12 protein-coding genes are annotated in these 17,965 nt (G+C 68.1%); 5 read left to right on the top strand and 7 right to left on the bottom strand.

The annotated features are described in order from the left end of the window. Positions 1-106 precede the first annotated feature (106 nt). The 3 genes from mgtA to Q3866_RS07135 form a co-directional block, all read right to left on the bottom strand. On the bottom strand, positions 107-2,872 hold the full coding sequence (gene mgtA, locus Q3866_RS07125) for a magnesium-translocating P-type ATPase (RefSeq protein ID WP_301830679.1): 2,766 nt from the start codon (positions 2,870-2,872) through the stop codon (positions 107-109). A gap of 411 nt (positions 2,873-3,283) precedes the next feature. After that, a complete protein-coding gene (locus tag Q3866_RS07130; protein ID WP_301830680.1) occupies positions 3,284-4,156 on the bottom strand; it encodes a helix-turn-helix domain-containing protein in 873 nt (290 codons plus the stop codon). A 226-nt stretch (positions 4,157-4,382) separates the two neighbouring features. Then, complete coding sequence (locus Q3866_RS07135; protein ID WP_301830681.1) at positions 4,383-4,910, bottom strand: nitroreductase family protein; 528 nt, start codon at positions 4,908-4,910, stop codon at positions 4,383-4,385. A 112-nt stretch (positions 4,911-5,022) separates the two neighbouring features. On the opposite strand from Q3866_RS07135, the gene Q3866_RS07140 reads away from it, so the two are divergent. Then, entirely contained in the window at positions 5,023-6,336 is a 1,314-nt protein-coding gene (locus tag Q3866_RS07140; RefSeq protein ID WP_301830682.1) for an Mbeg1-like protein, read from the top strand. Between the two features lie 44 nt (positions 6,337-6,380). Here Q3866_RS07140 and Q3866_RS07145 read toward each other — a convergent pair whose 3' ends face one another. From Q3866_RS07145 to Q3866_RS07155, 3 genes are read right to left on the bottom strand one after another with little or no spacing between them, the layout of a single operon-like run. Beyond that, the gene (locus Q3866_RS07145; protein WP_301830683.1) at positions 6,381-8,054 is read right to left on the bottom strand and encodes an NAD(P)/FAD-dependent oxidoreductase; all 1,674 of its coding nucleotides are present in this window, start codon (positions 8,052-8,054) and stop codon (positions 6,381-6,383) included. Further along, on the bottom strand, positions 8,051-9,574 hold the full coding sequence (locus Q3866_RS07150; RefSeq protein ID WP_301830684.1) for an aminoacetone oxidase family FAD-binding enzyme: 1,524 nt from the start codon (positions 9,572-9,574) through the stop codon (positions 8,051-8,053). Before Q3866_RS07150 ends, Q3866_RS07145 begins: the two co-directional genes overlap by 4 nt. Further along, on the bottom strand, positions 9,519-10,460 hold the full coding sequence (locus Q3866_RS07155) for an Mrp/NBP35 family ATP-binding protein (RefSeq protein ID WP_301830685.1): 942 nt from the start codon (positions 10,458-10,460) through the stop codon (positions 9,519-9,521). The genes Q3866_RS07150 and Q3866_RS07155 overlap by 56 nt, the downstream gene beginning before the upstream one ends. Positions 10,461-11,148: 688 nt before the next feature. Here Q3866_RS07155 and Q3866_RS07160 point away from each other — a divergent pair. The 4 genes from Q3866_RS07160 (at position 11,149) to larD (ending at position 15,335) form a co-directional block, all read left to right on the top strand. Continuing rightward, positions 11,149-11,883 carry an iron-sulfur cluster assembly scaffold protein gene (locus tag Q3866_RS07160; protein ID WP_301830686.1) on the top strand — a complete coding sequence of 245 codons (735 nt, stop codon included), beginning with the start codon at positions 11,149-11,151 and terminating at the stop codon, positions 11,881-11,883. Positions 11,884-11,901: 18 nt separating this feature from the next. Then, positions 11,902-12,906, top strand: coding sequence for a GGGtGRT protein (locus Q3866_RS07165; protein WP_301830687.1), 1,005 nt, complete (start codon positions 11,902-11,904; stop codon positions 12,904-12,906). A gap of 328 nt (positions 12,907-13,234) precedes the next feature. Then, complete coding sequence (gene larA, locus Q3866_RS07170) at positions 13,235-14,512, top strand: nickel-dependent lactate racemase (protein WP_301830688.1); 1,278 nt, start codon at positions 13,235-13,237, stop codon at positions 14,510-14,512. Between the two features lie 82 nt (positions 14,513-14,594). Then, a complete protein-coding gene (gene larD, locus Q3866_RS07175) occupies positions 14,595-15,335 on the top strand; it encodes a D/L-lactic acid transporter LarD (RefSeq protein ID WP_301830689.1) in 741 nt (246 codons plus the stop codon). Positions 15,336-16,231: 896 nt separating this feature from the next. Here the strand turns inward: larD and eno are convergent. Further along, entirely contained in the window at positions 16,232-17,521 is a 1,290-nt protein-coding gene (gene eno / locus Q3866_RS07180; protein WP_301830690.1) for a phosphopyruvate hydratase, read from the bottom strand. Positions 17,522-17,965 lie beyond the last annotated feature (444 nt).

Raw genomic sequence — 17,965 nt, forward strand, 5'->3', positions numbered from 1 at the left:
TGTGGCGTGCAAGGGGGGTGGGCCTTCTGGCTCGTCACCCCCAGTCGCGTGCCGGCGGACCCGTCCCTTTGGCGCGCGAGACGAGTCGCGCGGCGTAACCCCTCCGCTAGTCCACCTTCACGAACCTGCGCACGAGCAGGACGCATGCCGCAAATCCCGCGACGATCGCGAGCAGGAGGGGGAAGAACGCCGCTCCCGGCGCCACGAAGTCCAGCGCCCCGGCCATGGGCGAGAAGGGCAGGGCGGTTGCCAGCGCCGCGCCCGCGGCGCCCATCGCAAGCAGCGGAAGCGCTGCGCGGCTCTCGAGGAAGGGCGTGCGATCTGTGCGCAGCAGGTGGATGACGAGCGTCTGTGTCCACATGCTCTCGATGAACCAGCCGGCCTGGAACGCCCCCACGAACGCCGCGCGACCCGCCTCGTCGAGCGCGTCCCAGGCACCTCCCGCCACCGCGGGGCACACGAGGAAGAACAGCGCCGCAAACGTGACGATGTCAAAGACCGAGCTCACGGGGCCAAAGGCCAGCATGAAGCGCTTGGTGGCACGCGTCGACCACACGCTGGGGCGGGCGATGCGCTCGTCGTCGACGCGATCCCAGGGGATGGCGCAGCAGGTGACGTCGTAGATGAGGTTGAGCAGGAGCAGCTGCACGGCGCCCATGGGCAGGAAGGGCAGCGCCGCCGCGGCCACGAGTACCGAGATGATGTTGCCAAAGTTCGAGCTCACGGTGAGGCGCACGTACGTGCTCATGTTGGCGAACGTGCGGCGGCCAAACTCGATGCCGCGCTCGAGGACCATGAGGTCCTTCTCGAGCAGGATGATGTCGGCGGCCTCGCGGGCCACGTCGACGGCCGAGTCGACCGAGATGGCGCAGTCGCTCGCGCGCATGGCCGCGGCGTCGTTCACGCCGTCTCCCATGTAGCCCACCGAGTGGCCGAGCTCGCCCAGCACGCGCACCACGCGCGCCTTCTGGGAGGGCGAGAGCTTGGCGAAGACGGACGCCTCCTGCGCGGCCTGGGCCAGCGTGGCGTCGTCCATGCGCTCGACGTCGGCACCGGTGAGCACGTGGTTCGCGTCGATGCCGATGCGCCCGCAGACGTGCGCGGCCACGCGCGCCGAGTCGCCGGTGAGCACCTTGGTGGCAACTCCGCGGCTCGCGAGCGCGGCGACGGCCGCCGCGGCGCTTGCCTTGGGCGGGTCGAGAAACGCGAGGTAGCCCACGAGCGTCATGTCGCGCTCGTCGCCGGCGCAGATGGCGCGGCCTCCCGTGGGGTTGTCCTTGCGGGCCACGCCCAGCACGCGCATGCCCTCGCTCGCGAGCGCCTCGGCGCGTGCCGTGACCTGCGCCGCGAGCGCGCTGTCGAGTGGCCTTGCCGTGCCATCGACCTCGACCGCGCTGCAGATGGCGAGCACCTCCTCGATGGCGCCCTTGGTGATCATGGCGGTGCGGCCCCGCTCGTCTCCCACCACCACGGACACGCGGCGGCGCTCGAAGTCGAACGGCAGCTCGTCGATGGCGTAGCGGCCGGCGGCGAGGTCGCCCGTCTCGGCCGCGTTGCCGCGTGCCCCGCTGGCGGCTGCGGCCTCGGCACGGGCGCGGTCGATGATGGCGTTGTCGATGAGGTTCTTGACGCCCGTCGAGAGGTAGCTGTTGAGGAAGGCCTGGCGTAGCACACGCGCGTCCTCCTGGCCGGCGACGTTGAGGTAGCGCTCGAGGACGATGCGGTCCTCGGTGAGGGTGCCGGTCTTGTCGGTGCACAGGATGTCGATGCCGCCGAGGTCCTGCACGGCGTCGAGGCGCTTCACGATGACCTGCTCGCCCGACAGGTCGACCGCGCCCTTGCCCAGGCAGGTGGTCACGAGCATCGGCAGCATCTCGGGCGTGAGGCCCACGGCCACGGACAGCGAGAAGAGCAACGCGTCGACCCAGTTGCCCTTCGTGACACTCGAGATGACGAACACGACGGGCAGGACGACGAGCATGAGGCGCATGAGCAGGCGGCTCGTGGCGGCGATGCCGCGGTCGGTTGCGGTGGTGCGGCGACGTCCCGCGAGCATGCCCGTGGCCTCGCCAAACATGGTGCGCGCGCCGGTCGCCACGACCACGCCGCGGCCGTGGCCGGAGATGACGGTCGAGCCCATGAGCGCGAGTGTGGGCAGGTCGGTGACGGCGGCGTTGGCGGGCTCGCTGGCCGTGGTGGGCGAGAGGGGCGTGGCGCTCTTCTCGACCGGGTCGGACTCGCCGGTGAGCGAGGCCTGGCTCACGAACAGGTCGCGCGCGGCGATGATGCGCAGGTCTGCGGGCACGACGTCGCCCGAGGAGAGGTGCACGACGTCGCCCACGACGATCTCGTCGACGGGGGTCTCGTTGCCGCCGTCTCCGTCGCGCTCGACGTTGGCGCAGGTCTCGACCAGCTCGGCAAGCGAGCTGGCAGCCGCGGCGCTCTTCTCGTCCTGGATGAAGCGCAGGACGCCCGAGACAAGCACCATGGCGCCGATGATGAGCGGGGTGGTGAGGTCACGCGCGCCGGGGGCGGCGAAGGCCCAGTCGGTGAGGACCGAGACGGCCGCAATGAGCACGAGGATGTAGGTGAAGGGGTCGGCGAAGGCCGCGGCGAGACGCAGCGGAAGCGGGCGCGCGGTGGCGTGGGCCTGGGCGTTTGCGCCCCAGAGCTCGCGGGCGGTGTCGACGCTCGCGCTGTCGAGGCCCCCTTCGGTGGTGTTGAGCTCGGCGAGGAGGTCTGCGGCGGGCGCGGACGCGGCGTGGCGCAGCCAGTCGAGCTGGCCGGCGCATGCCTTGGGGGCGTTTGCGTTGGTGCTGGTGGTGTTGTCGTGGCGGGCGACAAGGCGGAGGAAGAGGTTGCGCAGCGTCATGGCGCACCTCGCAATCCCGGGACTTGCGTGGGGTGGCCGGCTGGCGGCGGCCCCGGGCTACGCACGGCGAGCCGGCCGTGCGCGAGCGCGTGCGGCGGCTACCTGCGTGCGGCGCGCGCCTTCCCGAGGACGCGCGCCATGCCCATGTTGTGGACGAGAATGAGTTGGCAACTGTGACTGGAACCGTCGCTCATGGCGCACCTCCTTGGGGTTGATGGGGCGGGACCGTGTGGCCCGTGTTGGGCGGGACCGTGTGGCCCGCGTTGAGTGGAGCCGTGCGGCCTGCGTTGGCCGGGACGTGGCCCGCTGTAATTTCTGCAGGGGATGATACGCGGCCGTCCGCGTGGTGTCAACGAGATTTATGGCTTCTCGCGTTGGTGGGCGACCCTGCGACACGCTCGCGGGCCGCTGCTACAGGTGGGTGGCGCACATCCAGATGACCCAGGCGAGCAGGCCCATGGCGATGAGGCTCTTCATGAGCGGCACGAGCGAGCGGCGGTCGATCGAGCGGCCCAGGGCATGGTAGATGAGTATCGTGAGCAGCAGCAACGCCGGCAGCCACGTGCCTGTGGAAAGGCCGAGCACCACCACGACGATCGCCACGAACGCGCCGTAGGGGATGCGGTTCCACGTGCGCAGAAACGGGCTCGTGCTGCCCAGGTCTGGCCCGAGCTTCTCGCGCGCCTCGCGCCAGCTCGCGTAGTTCACGCCGTCGACGATGACGCCGCCGGCCCCGTCGGACTCGACGCTGTGGCCCTTTGCGTCTTGCGCGTGCAGGCCCTTGCGGTCGATATGCACGTGCTCATTCTTTGCCTCGTCGTCCACGTGGATGCCGTCCCAGCTCACGTGGACCTCCTCGCCGGGCTTCGAGACGTGGATGCCGTCCCAACCGATACTCACGTGGTCCTTGGACGAGGCGCTGGAGCTGGCGTCGGCGGCACCGTCGGTATCGCTTGCGGCGTCGGCGTTTTGCGTGTGGTCGGCAGCCTTGCACGCGGCGTCGTCGGGGCCGTCGCCCTGCTCGGCATCGGTGGCCTCGGTGGTGTTCGCCTCGGGCTCGGCCGAGCCGCTGCCCTGCTCGTCCGTGCCGTAGAGCAGCTCGTCGAGGGTGACGCCGTAGAGCGCGGCCAGCGCGATGAGGTTGTCGGTGTCGGGCGAGGCCTCGGAGCGCTCCCACTTCGAGACGGCCTGGCGGCTCACGTCGAGCTTGGCGGCGAGCGCCTCCTGGGAGAGTCCCGCCTCGCGGCGGCGGTTGGCGAGCCTGCTTGCGATCTGAACGTCCATGACGGTCCTTTGCGTAGGGCGGGGCGAGCCCGCGGTGGTCGATGGCCCAGATGCTAGGCGGGCGCGCCCGGTTGCGACACCAACTCTGGTTTGAACTTTGCCGCTTGTGTGTCAACTAGCGGTTGCGTGTGGCATCTACCTGCGATTTTACCGAGCCGGGACAGAGGGACGCGCCTTTTGTCCCGCTTGCGGCGTGACAGTAGGCACGTCCTTCCGTCACGCTGGGCTACAGGAGGAAGTCGGCTGTGGGGATGGTGCGGGCGGCGCGGGCGTCGGGCGCGGCGATCGTGTCGGCGGCGTGGCCGATGGCGAGCATGTGGTGGGGGTAGACGCCCTCGGGAAGGGCGAGGGCCTGTGCGGCGACGGACGGGTCAAAGGCACAGACCCAGCAGGTGCCCAGGCCCAGCTCGGTGGCCTGCATCATCATCTGGTCGCAGGCGATCGACGAGTCGATGGTCGCGGCAGAGAGGCCGTCGGCGCGGCGGGTCCAGGCCTGGCCCTCGACCGTGCAGACGACGAGGACGAGAGGGGCGCCAAAGACGCTGCCGTCGCGCTCGAAGCGCGGCTGGGCGCTGGCGGCCGCGGCGAGGCGCTCGGGCGTGTTGCACACGAGCACGCGCGTGGGGTGCTTGTTGCAGGCGGAAGGGGCGATGCGGCCGGCCTCGACGATGAGGTCGAGGTCCGCGCTCGAGACGGGCTCGTTGGTGTAGCTGCGGCACGAGTAGCGCGCTAGCGTGAGGTCTGCGTAGGCCATGGCTCTCCAATCTGGGTAGGCGATGAGACGTGTGAGTCGAAGGGGCTGTCCCTTCGCCTCATCCGGGAGGGTATGCTGAGAACATCATAGGCGAGCCGGGGAGGGAAGCGTCATGGCCCAAGGCAGCGGGATTCTCGAGAAGCAAAACATCTGCACCTATGTCGAGAACAACCTCGACACCTTTGCCGAGCGGCCCCTTTGCGCGCCCGACAGCCTCGTGCTCTCGTGGTTCTCGAACTTTAGGCTCGAGGCGCTTGGCGGCCAGTTCGACGGCTGGGACATCACGTCTGCCGCCGCCCCGCGCCTGCGCGACGCCCTGCGCGCCGAGTGCTTCGACGGCCTCTTTGACCTGTGGGACCCCGAGAGTTGCCGCCGCCTGCTGCAGGCCATGGCCGCAAGCCCGCGCTTTCGCGACATCCGCGTGGGCGGCTTTAGGCTGAGACGCGACACAACCGACCCCGAGTGGCCCAAGCAGTTCGCCGCCGTGACCCTCTTGCTCGACGATGGTACCGCCTATCTGGCCTTTCGCGGCACCGATGCCACCTTTGACGGCTGGCGCGAGGACTTCAACATGACCTTTGCGCGTCCCGTGCCGGCCCAGGCCGAGGCCTTCCTCTACCTGCTCGACGCGGCCGAGGCCTGCCCGGGCGCCCCACTCGTGTTGGGCGGCCACTCCAAGGGCGGAAACCTCGCCGTCTACGCCGCCGCCGAGGCGCCTGTCGAGATTCGCGAGCGCGTCTCGCGCGTCTACTCGCACGACGGCCCTGGCTTTGACGCTGAGTTCCTGGCCAGCGAGGGCTTTTGCGCCATCGCAGGGCGCGTCGACAAGACCCTGCCGCAGAGCTCGGTGGTGGGCATGATGCTCGAGAATCAGGAGGACTACTCGGTGGTCCGCAGCACGAGCGTGGGGATCTTCCAGCACGACCCGTTCTCCTGGGTGGTCGAGGGCCAGTCGTTTGTCGAGGTGGAGGGCCTGTCCGCAGGTGCGCGCCACGTTGACGCCGCCCTCAACGACTGGATCTGCGGCCGCACGCCCGCCGAGCGCGATCGCTTCACGAGCGAGCTGTTTGGCCTGCTGGGTGCAACGAATGCCACCACCATGGCCGAGGCCCGCGAGCGTTGGCGCACCTCGCTGCCCGCGATGGCCGCCCATCTCGCCGACATGGACCCCGAGACTCGCCGCTTCATGCTCAAGACGGTGGGCGCGCTCGTGCGCGACTTGCTGCCCGGCAGCGAGTCCGGCTCAGATGAAGACAGCGCCCCGGCCGATGCGGGCGAGGATGGCACCGAGACGGACGAGGCCGAGTCGCTTGGCTCGCGCATCCTTGCGCTACTGCCTGCCTCCCTTAGCGATACCGAGAAGGGCGAGGGTGCCGCCACCGCACCCTCTGCCAGCGAAAACGCTGCCGAGAAGAACGAGGCGTAGCGAGCGCTCGCGGCGCCCTTCTCGCGCCTCTCATCCCTCTCGCCCTAGTTCTCGATGCTGTCGATGAGCGCCTGGGCCACGCGCAGGCCGTCGGTCGCGGCGCTCATGATGCCGCCCGCGTAGCCCGCGCCCTCGCCGGCCGGGTAGAGGCCCGCGTGGCTTACGCTCTGGAGGTCTGCCCCGCGCGTGACGCGCACCGGCGAGCTCGAGCGGCTCTCGATGCCGGTGAGCACGGCCTCGGCGTCGTCGAATCCGCGCAGGTGGTGGGCCATGTCGGGGATGGCGGCGCGCAGGGTATCGCTGATGTAGGCGGGCAGGCACGCGTCGAGGGCACCCCAGGCCACGCCGCGCGGGTAGGTGGGCGCCACGCGCCCCGCTGCGCTCGACGGCTGGCGCGCCAGGAAGTCTCCCACGAGCTGCGCGGGCGCCACGAAGCCGCCCCCGCCCAGCTCGAAGGCCGCGCGCTCGCACTGGCGCTGCAGCTCAACGCCCGCGAGGACGTCGTCTCCCGCAAGGTCCGTGGGAAGCACGTTCGCGAGCAGGCCCGAGTTGGCGTTGGTGCCCGCGCGCGCCGCGAGGCTCATGCCGTTCGTGACCACGCCGCCCTGCTCGCTTGCCGCGGCCACGACGTAGCCGCCGGGGCACATGCAGAACGAGTAGGCGCTGCGGCCGCTGGGTAGGTGGCTCACGAGCTTGTAGGGGGCGGCGCCCAGGCTGGGGTGCCCCGCGGCCGGGCCGTACTGGGCGCGGTCGATGTCTGCCTGCAGGTGCTCGATGCGCACGCCCATCGCGAACGTCTTGCGCTCGAGGGTCACGCCGGCGTCGCGCAGCAGCGAGAACACGTCGCGGGCCGAGTGGCCGCAGGCGAGCACGAGCCTGCTCGTGGGCACGTGGCGCTCGCTCACGATGCCGCCCTCGCTCGTGGTGGCGAGCCTCACGCCGGCCACGCGCGGCGTTGCCGTGCCACCCTCCCAGTCGATTCCCACGAGCCTCGTGCGGGTGGCGACCTCGCCGCCCAGCTCGCGGATGCGCGCGCAGATGTGTTCGACCACGCCGGGGAGCACGTCGGACCCGATGTGGGGCTTGGCGTCCCAGGCGATGCTCTCGGCCGCTCCCGCCTCGATGAACGTGTCGAGGACGAGGCGGTGCAGCGGGCTCTTGGTGCCCGTGGTGAGCTTGCCGTCAGAGAAGGTGCCGGCGCCGCCCACGCCAAACTGGATGTTGCTCTCGGCGTCGAGCTCGCCCGTCTCGCTGAAGCGGGCCACGGCTTGCTCGCGGCGCGCGGCGTCGTCGCCGCGCTCGACCAGCAGCGGCTCGAGGCCGGCGTTTGCGAGCGCGAGCGCGCAGAACAGGCCCGCGCAGCCCGCGCCCACCACGACGGGGCGGATGTCGTAGCTGCCCCGGATGGGCGAGGGAAGGCGAGGCGTCGAGGCCACGACCTGGCGCACCCCGCGGTCGTCGCGACGGCGCGCGAGGCGGGCGAGCAGGCGCTCCTCGGCCGCCTGGCCTCCGCGCAGCGAGACGCGCGCGGTGCAGGTGAGGTGCACGGCGCTCTTCTTGCGCGCGTCGATGGAGCGGCGGCGCAGCTCGACGCCCGTGACCTCGTCGGGCGCCACGTGGAGGCGGCGCAGGACCGCGGCGCGCAGCTGGGCGCGCTCGTCCTGCGGCGTTCCGTCGAGCTTGTCGAGGTAGAGCTTGATGTTGGAAATCTCGATCACGAGAGCTTCCCTTCGAGGGCGAGTTTGGCGGGGGAGTGGGGCGCGGGCGCGGTGCTGGCGTGCTCGGTGGCTGCGGTGCCGACGGCTGTGACGGACGCATCGCGCTTGGTGTTGGCGCGCTTCGCCCTGGCGTCCCTCTCGGCCTCTGCGGCGCGCACGGTCTTGTCTGAAGAGCGTCTCTCGTCCGTCTCTTGTGCGAGACGGGCGGCCGACGTGCCGGCGCGCATGCCGCTGGCCCAGGCCCAGGCGAGGTTGTAGCCGCCGCAGGCGCCGTCGACGTCGAGCGTCTCGCCGCAGGCAAAGAGCCCGGGGGCGCCCGCGCAGGCGAGCGTGTTAGGGTCGACCTGCCCCACGTTGATGCCGCCGCGCGTGACCTGCGCGTGCTCGGCGTCCGCAAGGCCCGTGACACGCAGGGGCAGGCCCTTCACGAGTGGGGCCACGCGCCAGGCGAGGCCCGAGATGTGAACGCCGCCCGCAAGCTCGATGAGCTCGGAGGCAATCTGCGGGTCGAGGATGCCGTCGAGCGCGCCTGGCTGGCCGGGACGGCGTGCCACGAGCTCGTCGACCGTGCGAGCGTCCACTGCGGGTGCCAGGTCGAGCTCGAGCTGGTCGCCGGGGCGGGCGTGGCGCGAGAGGTTGAACGAGACGATGCCCGAGATGCCGTAGGGGCGGAAGAGCACCTCGCCGGCCTCGCGGTGCACGACGCGCCCCGCGCGGGTGAGCGTGGCGAGGGCGTGCGCGCGCCTGCCGCTCAGGCGCTCGAGCATGCCGGGTACGGGGCCCTGTGCGGCCACGCCGCACAGCACGGGCGACTCGTCTACGATGCGAAGCCCCAGCGTGCGGGCAAGGCCGCTCGTGGCGCCGCCGCTTGCGAGCACCACGGCGTCTGCCTCGAGCTCGAAAGGGCGGCCGTCCCAGGTCTGCGCGCCGTTGACGCGCCATCCGCGGGCGTTGCGTCTGGCGCTCGCGACCTCGCGGCCGCCGGCGAGCACGACGCCTGCCGCGTGCGCCCGGGCGAGCAGCACATTGCGCACACTCGCTGCCTGGCGGCTCACGGGGTAGAGCCTACCGTCCTCCTCGGCCCAGGCAAGCCCCGATGCCGAGAAGAACGAGAGGATGCTCCCGAGTGCTGCGTCCTTCTCGCCCATGACACGGGCCGCGAGCTTGGGTTTGTTGTAGTTTGACGGGTCGAGGTCGACGTTTGCGAAGTTGCAGCGGCCGTTGCCGGTGGCAAGGATCGTGCGGCCGCACTCGAGCGCGCGTTCGAGCACGACGACCTGCGCGCCCAGCTCGGCGGCCGTGATGGCGGCGGCGAGGCCTGCCGCTCCGCCACCGATGACGCACACGCTCGCACGTGCGGGCAAGGCTACGCCCGCCGCTGCCGCTTCGAGCCGCTCGCGCTCGCGGGCGCGAGCGGCGCCGGCTCCGTGTTGCTTGCTCTGCTTTCCTCGGCCGCCCGCCACGCTAGACCTCGCGCGGGGTGACGTCGACGGTGTCTGCGCTGGTGGCAGCCGCGTCATCGGCGGCCTTCTTGGCCTTGTAGGCGGCAGCCGCTGCGGCCGCGCGCTCGGCCATCGTGGGCTCGGGGCCCTGGGGCTCCTGCTCGGATACCTCGAGCTCGGGCAGGTCGAGGGCGAGGGCCACCGCGTCGGGCAGCAGGCCCTCGGGCAGGTCGTCCTCAAAGGTGCCGGCGTCGCAGGCGGCCGCGATGGCGGGGTCGATGGGTAGGGTGCCCAGGACCGGCAGGCCGTAGTGGGCCGCGACCTCGGGCAGCTTGCTCTCGCCAAAGACGTGCAGGTGCTCGCCGCACTTGGGGCACACGGCGTAGCTCATGTTCTCGACCAGGCCCAGGACCGGAATCTGCATCTGGGCGGCCATGTTCACGGCCTTGCCCACGATCATGCTCACGAGGTCCTGCGGGCTCGTGACGATGACGATGCCCTCGATGGGCAGGTTCTGGAAGACGGTGAGGGCCACGTCACCGGTTCCGGGAGGCATGTCGACGAGCATGTAGTCGACGTCGCCCCAGGCCGTCTCGCCCCAAAACTGGCGGATGGCGCCGCCCAGGACGGGCCCGCGCCACAGGACGGGCTGCGTCTCGTCGGCGAGGACGAGGTTGGCGCTCATGACCTTGATGCCGTGCTTGGACTCGACGGGGATGAGGTGTTCGTCCGCCGCGGTGGCGTGGGCGTTGGCCATGCCAAACATGTGGGGGATCGAGGGACCCGTGATGTCGGCGTCGAGGATGGCGACGCTCTTGCCGGCGCGGTTGAGCTCGCGGGCGAGGATGCCCGTGACGAGCGACTTGCCCACGCCCCCCTTGCCCGAGACGACGCCGATGAGGTGGTGCACGCGTGCGAGGTCGCTGAGCTCGAACTGAGCGACGCCCGCCTGGTTGTCTGCCATGTTTCTCTCCCTTGTCGCATACATATATGTGTGGGTTGCTCTGGTTTGCATGCCCATTCTACCCGTACGGCTCGATGTGGCCGTCTTGGGGCTGCCGGTACGGTCGCTGCGGGGCGAGGGGTGGAGTGGTCCTTGCGTGCGCCGCTGCCCTGCTCGCGCGGGCTTTCGCGTGCCTATTGCGACAACCCTTGGGCTTTGCGTGTCTACCGCGACTATCTTGGCCCTCTGGGACGCCTGTTTAGTCGCGTTGGGCACGCGACCGGAAGTTTTAGTCGCGTTGGGCACGCGAATTGATGGGATATGCGAGGGCGAAGGCGTCATTGCTGTCCTTCTCGGCCGGGCAATGACACGTCTCGCGTCGGCCTCGAACCCGCCTGCCACCCGCTCTCGCATGCGCCCCACGCCGGCTTCGAACCCGCCCACCGCTCTTCTCGCGCAAACGCAACTTACGATAAAAGTTGACCTTCAATCGCTGGACAACTAGCCGTCTATCTGCGAAAACGCTCGAAACGCGTTCGTGGGAGCGCTATGGAGACGCACCGTTCGCGCTATTATTAGGCCGTCTGTGAGACCGCGGCTCACCCGCCAAGGTCCCCAATAAGCGCCGCGACGCCGGGGAAAGCGCCGCGGCACGTTCGCGCCGTCGCGCCACCGCGCGCCGGCCTGACGCAAAACAGAAAGGAGAGGCATGCAGTATTCACAGGAAGTGGAGAACATGTGCCCCGTCGCCAAGGGTGCATACCATGGCCCCGCGCCCATCCCCGAGGAGGGCAAGTGGGTCCAGGCTAAGGAGATCTCTGACATTTCCGGCCTCACGCACGGTGTGGGTTGGTGCGCTCCCCAGCAGGGTGCCTGCAAGCTGACGCTCAACGTGAAGGAGGGCGTCATCGAGGAGTGTCTCGTCGAGACGATCGGCTGCTCCGGCATGACCCACTCCGCCGCCATGGCCTCCGAGATTCTCCCGGGCAAGACCATCCTCGAGGCCCTCAACACCGACCTCGTCTGCGACGCCATCAACGTCGCCATGCGCGAGATCTTCCTGCAGATCGTCTACGGCCGCAGCCAGACCGCGTTCTCCGAGGGCGGCCTGCCCGTCGGCGCCTCCCTTGACGACCTCGGCAAGGGCCTGCGCTCCCAGGTTGGCACCATGTTCGGCACCAAGGTCAAGGGCGCCCGCTACCTCGAGCTCGCCCAGGGCTACGTCACCCGCATGGCCCTCAATGACAAGAACGAGATCATCGCGTTCGAGTTCCTCAACCTCGGCAAGTTCACCGACGCCATCAAGGCCGGCAAGACCCCCGAGGAGGCCATCGCTGGCGCCATGGGCCACTACGGCCAGTGGGACAACGCCGCCAAGTACATCGACCCGCGCACCGACGAGGAGACCCACTCCGTCGCCAGCACGTTCCCGGTCAACGAGTAGAAAGGGAGGGAATCAGACATGGCTGTTACTTTCGAAGGCTATGAGCGCCGCATCGACAAGATCAACAAGTGCCTCGCCGACAACGGCATTGCCTCCCTCGAGGAGGCCGAGCAGATCTGCCTCGACAAGGGCGTGAACCCCCGCGAGATCGTCGCCGGCGTTCAGTCCATCGCTTTCCAGAACGCTGGCTGGGCCTACACGCTCGGCTGCGCCCTGGCCATCAAGAAGGGCGTCAAGAGCGCCTCTGAGGCTGCCGCCACCATCGGCGAGGGCATCCAGGCCTTCACCGTTCCCGGCTCTGTCGCCGAGGACCGCAAGGTCGGTCTGGGCCACGGCAACCTGGGCGCCATGCTGCTGTCCGACGACACCGAGTGCTTCGCCTTCCTGGCCGGCCACGAGTCCTTCGCTGCCGCCGAGGGCGCCATCGGCCTGGCCCTCAACGCCAACAAGGCCCGCAAGAAGCCGCTCCGCGTCATCCTGAACGGCCTGGGCAAGGACGCCGCCCAGATCATCGCCCGCATCAACGGCTTCACCTACGTTAAGACCCAGTTTGACTACTACACGGGCGAGCTCAAGGTCGTGGAGACCATCCCGTACTCCGATGGTCCGCGTGCCGCCGTCAACTGCTACGGCGCCGACGACGTCCGCGAGGGCGTTGCCATCATGTGGCACGAGAACGTCGACATCTCGATCACCGGCAACTCCACCAACCCGACGCGCTTCCAGCACCCTGTCGCTGGCACCTACAAGAAGGAGCGCCTCGAGGCCGGCAAGAAGTACTTCTCCGTCGCCTCTGGTGGCGGCACTGGTCGTACGCTGCACCCGGACAACATGGGCGCCGGCCCCGCCTCCTACGGCATGACCGACACCATGGGCCGCATGCACTCCGACGCCCAGTTCGCCGGCTCCTCCTCGGTGCCCGCGCACGTCGACATGATGGGTCTCATCGGCATGGGCAACAACCCCATGGTCGGTGCCACCGTCGCCTGCGCCGTTGCCGTGAACGCCGCCCTGAACGCCTAGTTCTGCTGCGACTCATAGCTCGCTGAGCACGGTTGCGTGCCCCGGCTGCCCCCGTGGCGGCCGGGGCATTTTTGTGCCGCGAGGGTGGAGGAGCATGGGCGCTCTTCTCGGCCACGAAAGGCCCTTTAAGCACGCTCAAGGGATGTGGAGGAAAATGGCAATTCTGGTAACGGTATTGAGCTTAAAAATCGACTAAATTGTTGCGAACGGTAGAGAAATATCGGTGTAAGGTGTTCGGCTAGGTATTATTGGACTCCGTTCGTGCCTGCTGTCGGCACATCCGACGGCGCGTGCGAGCGGAACAGGGACCGAAAGAGGATGTCGGACCATGTTCGAGACCCAACTGCCGTACGACCACAAGACCATGACCATCAAGCTTGAGGACAAGAACTTCGCAGGCCTGCTCGAGGGCCACCAGAACGAGTTCAAGGCCTCCGCCGCCCCCGCCCAGCTCGTCGAGGAGTCGCTTGACCACCCCTATGGTTCGCCCAAGCTCGAGGAGCTGTGCGCCGGCAAGCATGACATCGTCATCATCAGCTCCGACCACACGCGCCCCGTACCGTCGCGCGTGACCATGCCGATCCTGCTGCGCCGCATCCACGCCGCCGCGCCCGACGCCCGCGTTCGCATCCTCGTGGCCACCGGCATGCACCGTCCCTCGACCCACGAGGAACTCGTCAACAAGTACGGCGAGGACATCGTGGCCAACGAGGAGATCGTCATGCACGTGGCGACCGACGACTCGATGATGGAGAAGATTGGCACCCTGCCCTCCGGCGGCGAGTGCATCATCAACAAGGTGGCCGCCCACGCCGACCTGCTGCTGGCCGAGGGCTTCATCGAGCCGCACTTCTTCGCGGGCTTCTCGGGCAGCCGCAAGTCCGTGCTGCCGGGCATCGCCTCCTACAAGACCATCATGTACAACCACAACGGCCAGTTCGTGAACGATTCGCACTCCCGCGCCGGCAACCTCGCCCACAACCACGTGAACGAGGACATGTTCGCCGCTGCCGAGATGGCGCGCCTGGCCTTTGTCCTGAATGTCGTGCTCAACGGCAAGCACGAGGTCATCGGCTCGTTTGCCGGTGACATCCACCAGGCCCACGAGGCCGGCTGCGACTTCGTGCGCAAGCTTGCCGGCGTCGAGCCCGTGGCCTGCGACGTCGCGGTGACCACCAATGGCGGCTACCCGCTCGACCAGAACATCTACCAGGCCGTCAAGGGCATGTGTGCGGCCGAGGCGACCTTGCCTGAGGGCGGCGTCATCATCGACGTCGCGGGCTGCGCAGACGGTCACGGCGGCGAGGGCTTCTTCCACAACATCGCCGACAACGACCCGGCAGCGTTTGAGCGCGCCTGCATCGACCGCCCGAAGAGCGAGACCCTGCCCGACCAGTGGACCTCGCAGATTTTTGCCCGCATCCTGGCCCACCACCCGGTGATCATGGTCAGCGACCTGTGCGACCACCAGATGCTGCGCGACATGCACATGACGCCGGTCAACACGATTGACGAGGCCCTGAAGCTTGCCTTTGAGATGAAGGGTGCCGACGCCAAGGTCGCCGTCATCCCCGATGGCCTAGGCGTCGTCGTGGCTCAGCACTAACGCGGCGCGATGGGGCCGGGGGCGGTCCCGCGCGTGCGCGAGCGCATAAGGAATGGAAGGAACGTACGAAGGAGTTTTGCTCGTGAACGATCTGCTCTATCACATGCTGTGCGAGTTTGGCAGCACCGCACTCATGATCATCTTTGGCGTGGGCGTCCACTGCGACACGGTGCTCAAGGGCACCAAGTACCAGGGCTCGGGCCACATGTTCGCAATCACCACGTGGTCGTTTGGCATCTCTGTCGCGCTGTTCATCTTTGGCGGCGCCGTCTGCATGAACCCGGCCATGGTGTTGGCGCAGTGCATCGTGGGCCTCGTGCCCTGGGCGAGCTGCATCCCCTACATGGTCGCCGACATGCTTGGTGGCTTTGCCGGCGCCGTCATCGCTTGGTTCATGTATGCCGACGAGTTCCGCGCGTCCGAGGGCGTCGTTGACCCGGTTGCCCAGCGCAACATCTTCTCGACCAACCCCACCGAGGGGCTGCAGAACCTTTCGCGCGACTTCTTCTGCGAGGCCCTTTGTACCTTCGTGTTCATCTCCGCGATTCTGGCCGCCGCGAGTCGCGCCGGCGAGAACGTGCTGATGCTCGCGATCTGCGTGGGCCTCATCGTCTGGGCCGTTGGCATGGGCATGGGCGGTATCACGGGATTTGCCATGAACCAGGCGCGTGACCTGGGCCCGCGCTTTGCCTACCAGGTGCTTCCCATCAAGAACAAGGCCGACAACAACTGGAAGTACGGCCTGCTCGTGCCGGGTCTGGCCCCATTCGTGGGTGCCATCGTGGCCGCGCTGTTTGTTCACACCTTCCTTGGCATGTTCTAGTTCGTGCTTCTCGCACGCCTTCTTGAGCGCCGTCGCCCCTTGTGGGTGGCGGCGTTTTTTGTTTGGACGGCGCGGGTGGCCCTGCATGCCCCTGGCGCATCGTCTGTTTGGCTGGCGAGAACGGAAAATGTCATCAATTAGGTAACCTGCCTAGAACTGCTCGAATGGACAGGCTTTCTTTGGCTGAAAAACGCCTGTTGAGGAGAGCCTGTTGCGGATCTCTACTCGGCGTTTATCTGAAAGGTTACCTAATTGGCGGAATTATATATTTGGGGACATTGTGCGAGGGGGTCGACGAAGCCCACGGGCCATCGGTTTGGCGTCTGCTCCAGCAGCAGAGGGCGAAAAACCATCAATTGGGTAGTTTGCTTTGGGCTGCCCGAGTAGGTGTGTTCTCTTTGAAGCGAAACGCCTGTTGGACAGAGCCTCTCGCGGGCTTCTACTTGGCATTGTCCCGTGAGGCTACCTAATTGATGGGAAAAATTAATGAAGGGACACCTCGTTCGTGACTTCCGGCGTGGTCGAGTCCCCGTGGCGGGCCTCCAATCCTGGCGCCGCGCTGCCGCGGCGCAATCTTGGCGTTCGCATGTGGGGACGTGTGGCGGGCGGCGCAACCTCACGCCTCTGTGCGACGCACAAAAACGGCGCCCGCGTGCGGGGACACGCGGGCGCCTGGGAGAGAGGACGTGGTGTGCAGGACACGCACGCCCTGTGCGAGCGCAGGCGCGGGGACACCGGCGGCTCGCGGGCAATCGCGCGGGGACACGATGCCCTGGGGCTTTAGTTCGCAGGGGAGAGGACCTGCGAACATCGGGTAAAGCAAGCTTGGGGGCGGGATGGCGAAGGGATGGCACCCCGCCCGCGGGCGTAAGCCCGCAAGGAGCGGCTAGCGCGTGCTAGCGAAGGAAGCGAAACGGGCTCATGCCGGCATAGGTGGCGGCGTCGCCCAGCTCGTCCTCGATGCGGAGGAGCTGGTTGTACTTGGCCACGCGGTCGGTGCGGCAGGGGGCGCCGGTCTTGATTTGGCCGGCGTTGGTGGCCACGACGATGTCGGCAATCGTGGTGTCCTCGGTCTCGCCGGAGCGGTGGCTGACCACCTGGGCGTAGCCATAGCGCTCGGCGGTCGCCATGGCATCGAGGCTCTCGGTGAGGGTGCCAATCTGGTTCACCTTCATGAGCAGCGCGTTCGCGGCGCCCAGCTCGATGCCCTTCTCGAGGCGCGTCTTGTTCGTGACGAACAGGTCGTCGCCTACGAGCTGCACCTTGTTGCCAATGGCGCGGGTGAGGTTGGTCCAGCCGTCCCAATCCTCCTCGGCCAGGCCGTCCTCAATCGAGATGATGGGGAAGCGCTCGATGAGCTGGCTCCAGTAGTCGATCATCTCGTCGGACGAGAGCGTGCGGCCCTCGCCCTTGAGCTCGTAGAGGCCGGTCTGCTTGTTGAAGCACTCCGAGGTGGCAGGGTCCATGGCGTACATGAAGTCGGTGCCGGGGTCAAAGCCGGCCTTCTCGACCGCACGCTCGATCCACTCGAAGGGCTCGGCGTTGGTCTGCAGGTTGGGGGCAAAGCCGCCCTCGTCGCCCACGCCCGTGGCGTGGCCGCTCTCGGACAGGACGCCCTTGAGCGTGTGGTAGACCTCGGTGCACCAGCGCAGGGCCTCGGCAAAGGTAGGGGCGCCCACGGGCATGATCATGAACTCCTGGAAGTCGACGTTGTTGTCGGCGTGCACGCCGCCGTTCAGGATGTTCATCATCGGCGTGGGGAGGGTGTGTGCGTTGGGGCCGCCAAGGTAGCGGTAGAGGGGCAGGCCCACGGACTCGGCCGCGGCACGGGCGGTGGCAAGCGAGACGCCCAGGATCGCGTTGGCGCCGAGCTTGGCCTTGTTGGGCGTGCCGTCGGCGGCGATGAGGGCCGCGTCGATGTCGCGCTGGTCGGTGGCGTCCATGCCGAGGACGGCGTCGGCGCACTCGTTGTTGACGTGGTCGACGGCCTTGAGGGTGCCCTTGCCGCTGTAGACGGCCTTGTCGCCGTCGCGCAGCTCAACGGCTTCAAACTCGCCGGTGGACGCACCGGACGGAACGATGGCGCGGCCAAAGGAGCCGTCATCGAGGGTGACTTCGACCTCGACGGTGGGGTTGCCGCGGGAGTCAAGGACCTGGCGGCCGTAGACGTCGATGATCTCGCTCATGTGCATCTCCTTCTCGTGTGGGGCGCGGGCGGTTGGCGCCGCGTGACCCGTCGTGTGCGGGGTGGGGCGCTTGGTGCCGCCTGGCCCGCTTCTGGTGGGCGCCCTCGCGGCGAGTCGCCGCCGCGGGGCCGTCCGTTTTGCGTGCTGGACGGCGCTGTTGGTGTCGCGCCGCCTCGTGACGCTTGTTGGAACATATATACCACTAGTTAACCGGTATTTACTTTCAAGAAGGAAAAAATAGCCAAACTTGACGGTTTGATGGAATGCCGGGGTGGGGGAGGGTGGTCTTGCGTCGCTTGCGAGGGAAAGGTCGTTTGCGGCAAACGGCCGATATGTGTGGAGCGGCGGGCTACGCGCGTTGGGTCGTTTGCGACAAATGGCCGGTTTGGGTAAGGCGCTAGGCTGCCGGCCGCGTGCGTTTGCAGCAAACGGCCGGTTTGTGCA

Source organism: uncultured Parolsenella sp., assembly GCF_958346945.1.
Classification (GTDB): domain Bacteria; phylum Actinomycetota; class Coriobacteriia; order Coriobacteriales; family Atopobiaceae; genus Parolsenella.

Excerpts from the sequence above, each read along its gene's own strand:
- Q3866_RS07160 (WP_301830686.1), top strand. The coding sequence starts at position 11,149 with ATGCAGTATTCACAGGAAGTGGAGAACATGTGCCCCGTCGCCAAGGGT.
- Q3866_RS07150 (WP_301830684.1), bottom strand. The coding sequence starts at position 9,574 with ATGACGCGGCTGCCACCAGCGCAGACACCGTCGACGTCACCCCGCGCG.
- mgtA (WP_301830679.1), bottom strand. The coding sequence starts at position 2,872 with ATGACGCTGCGCAACCTCTTCCTCCGCCTTGTCGCCCGCCACGACAAC.
- Q3866_RS07135 (WP_301830681.1), bottom strand. The coding sequence starts at position 4,910 with ATGGCCTACGCAGACCTCACGCTAGCGCGCTACTCGTGCCGCAGCTAC.
- Q3866_RS07165 (WP_301830687.1), top strand. The coding sequence starts at position 11,902 with ATGGCTGTTACTTTCGAAGGCTATGAGCGCCGCATCGACAAGATCAAC.
- Q3866_RS07155 (WP_301830685.1), bottom strand. The coding sequence starts at position 10,460 with ATGGCAGACAACCAGGCGGGCGTCGCTCAGTTCGAGCTCAGCGACCTC.
- Q3866_RS07140 (WP_301830682.1), top strand. The coding sequence starts at position 5,023 with ATGGCCCAAGGCAGCGGGATTCTCGAGAAGCAAAACATCTGCACCTAT.
- larA (WP_301830688.1), top strand. The coding sequence starts at position 13,235 with ATGTTCGAGACCCAACTGCCGTACGACCACAAGACCATGACCATCAAG.
- Q3866_RS07130 (WP_301830680.1), bottom strand. The coding sequence starts at position 4,156 with ATGGACGTTCAGATCGCAAGCAGGCTCGCCAACCGCCGCCGCGAGGCG.
- eno (WP_301830690.1), bottom strand. The coding sequence starts at position 17,521 with ATGAGCGAGATCATCGACGTCTACGGCCGCCAGGTCCTTGACTCCCGC.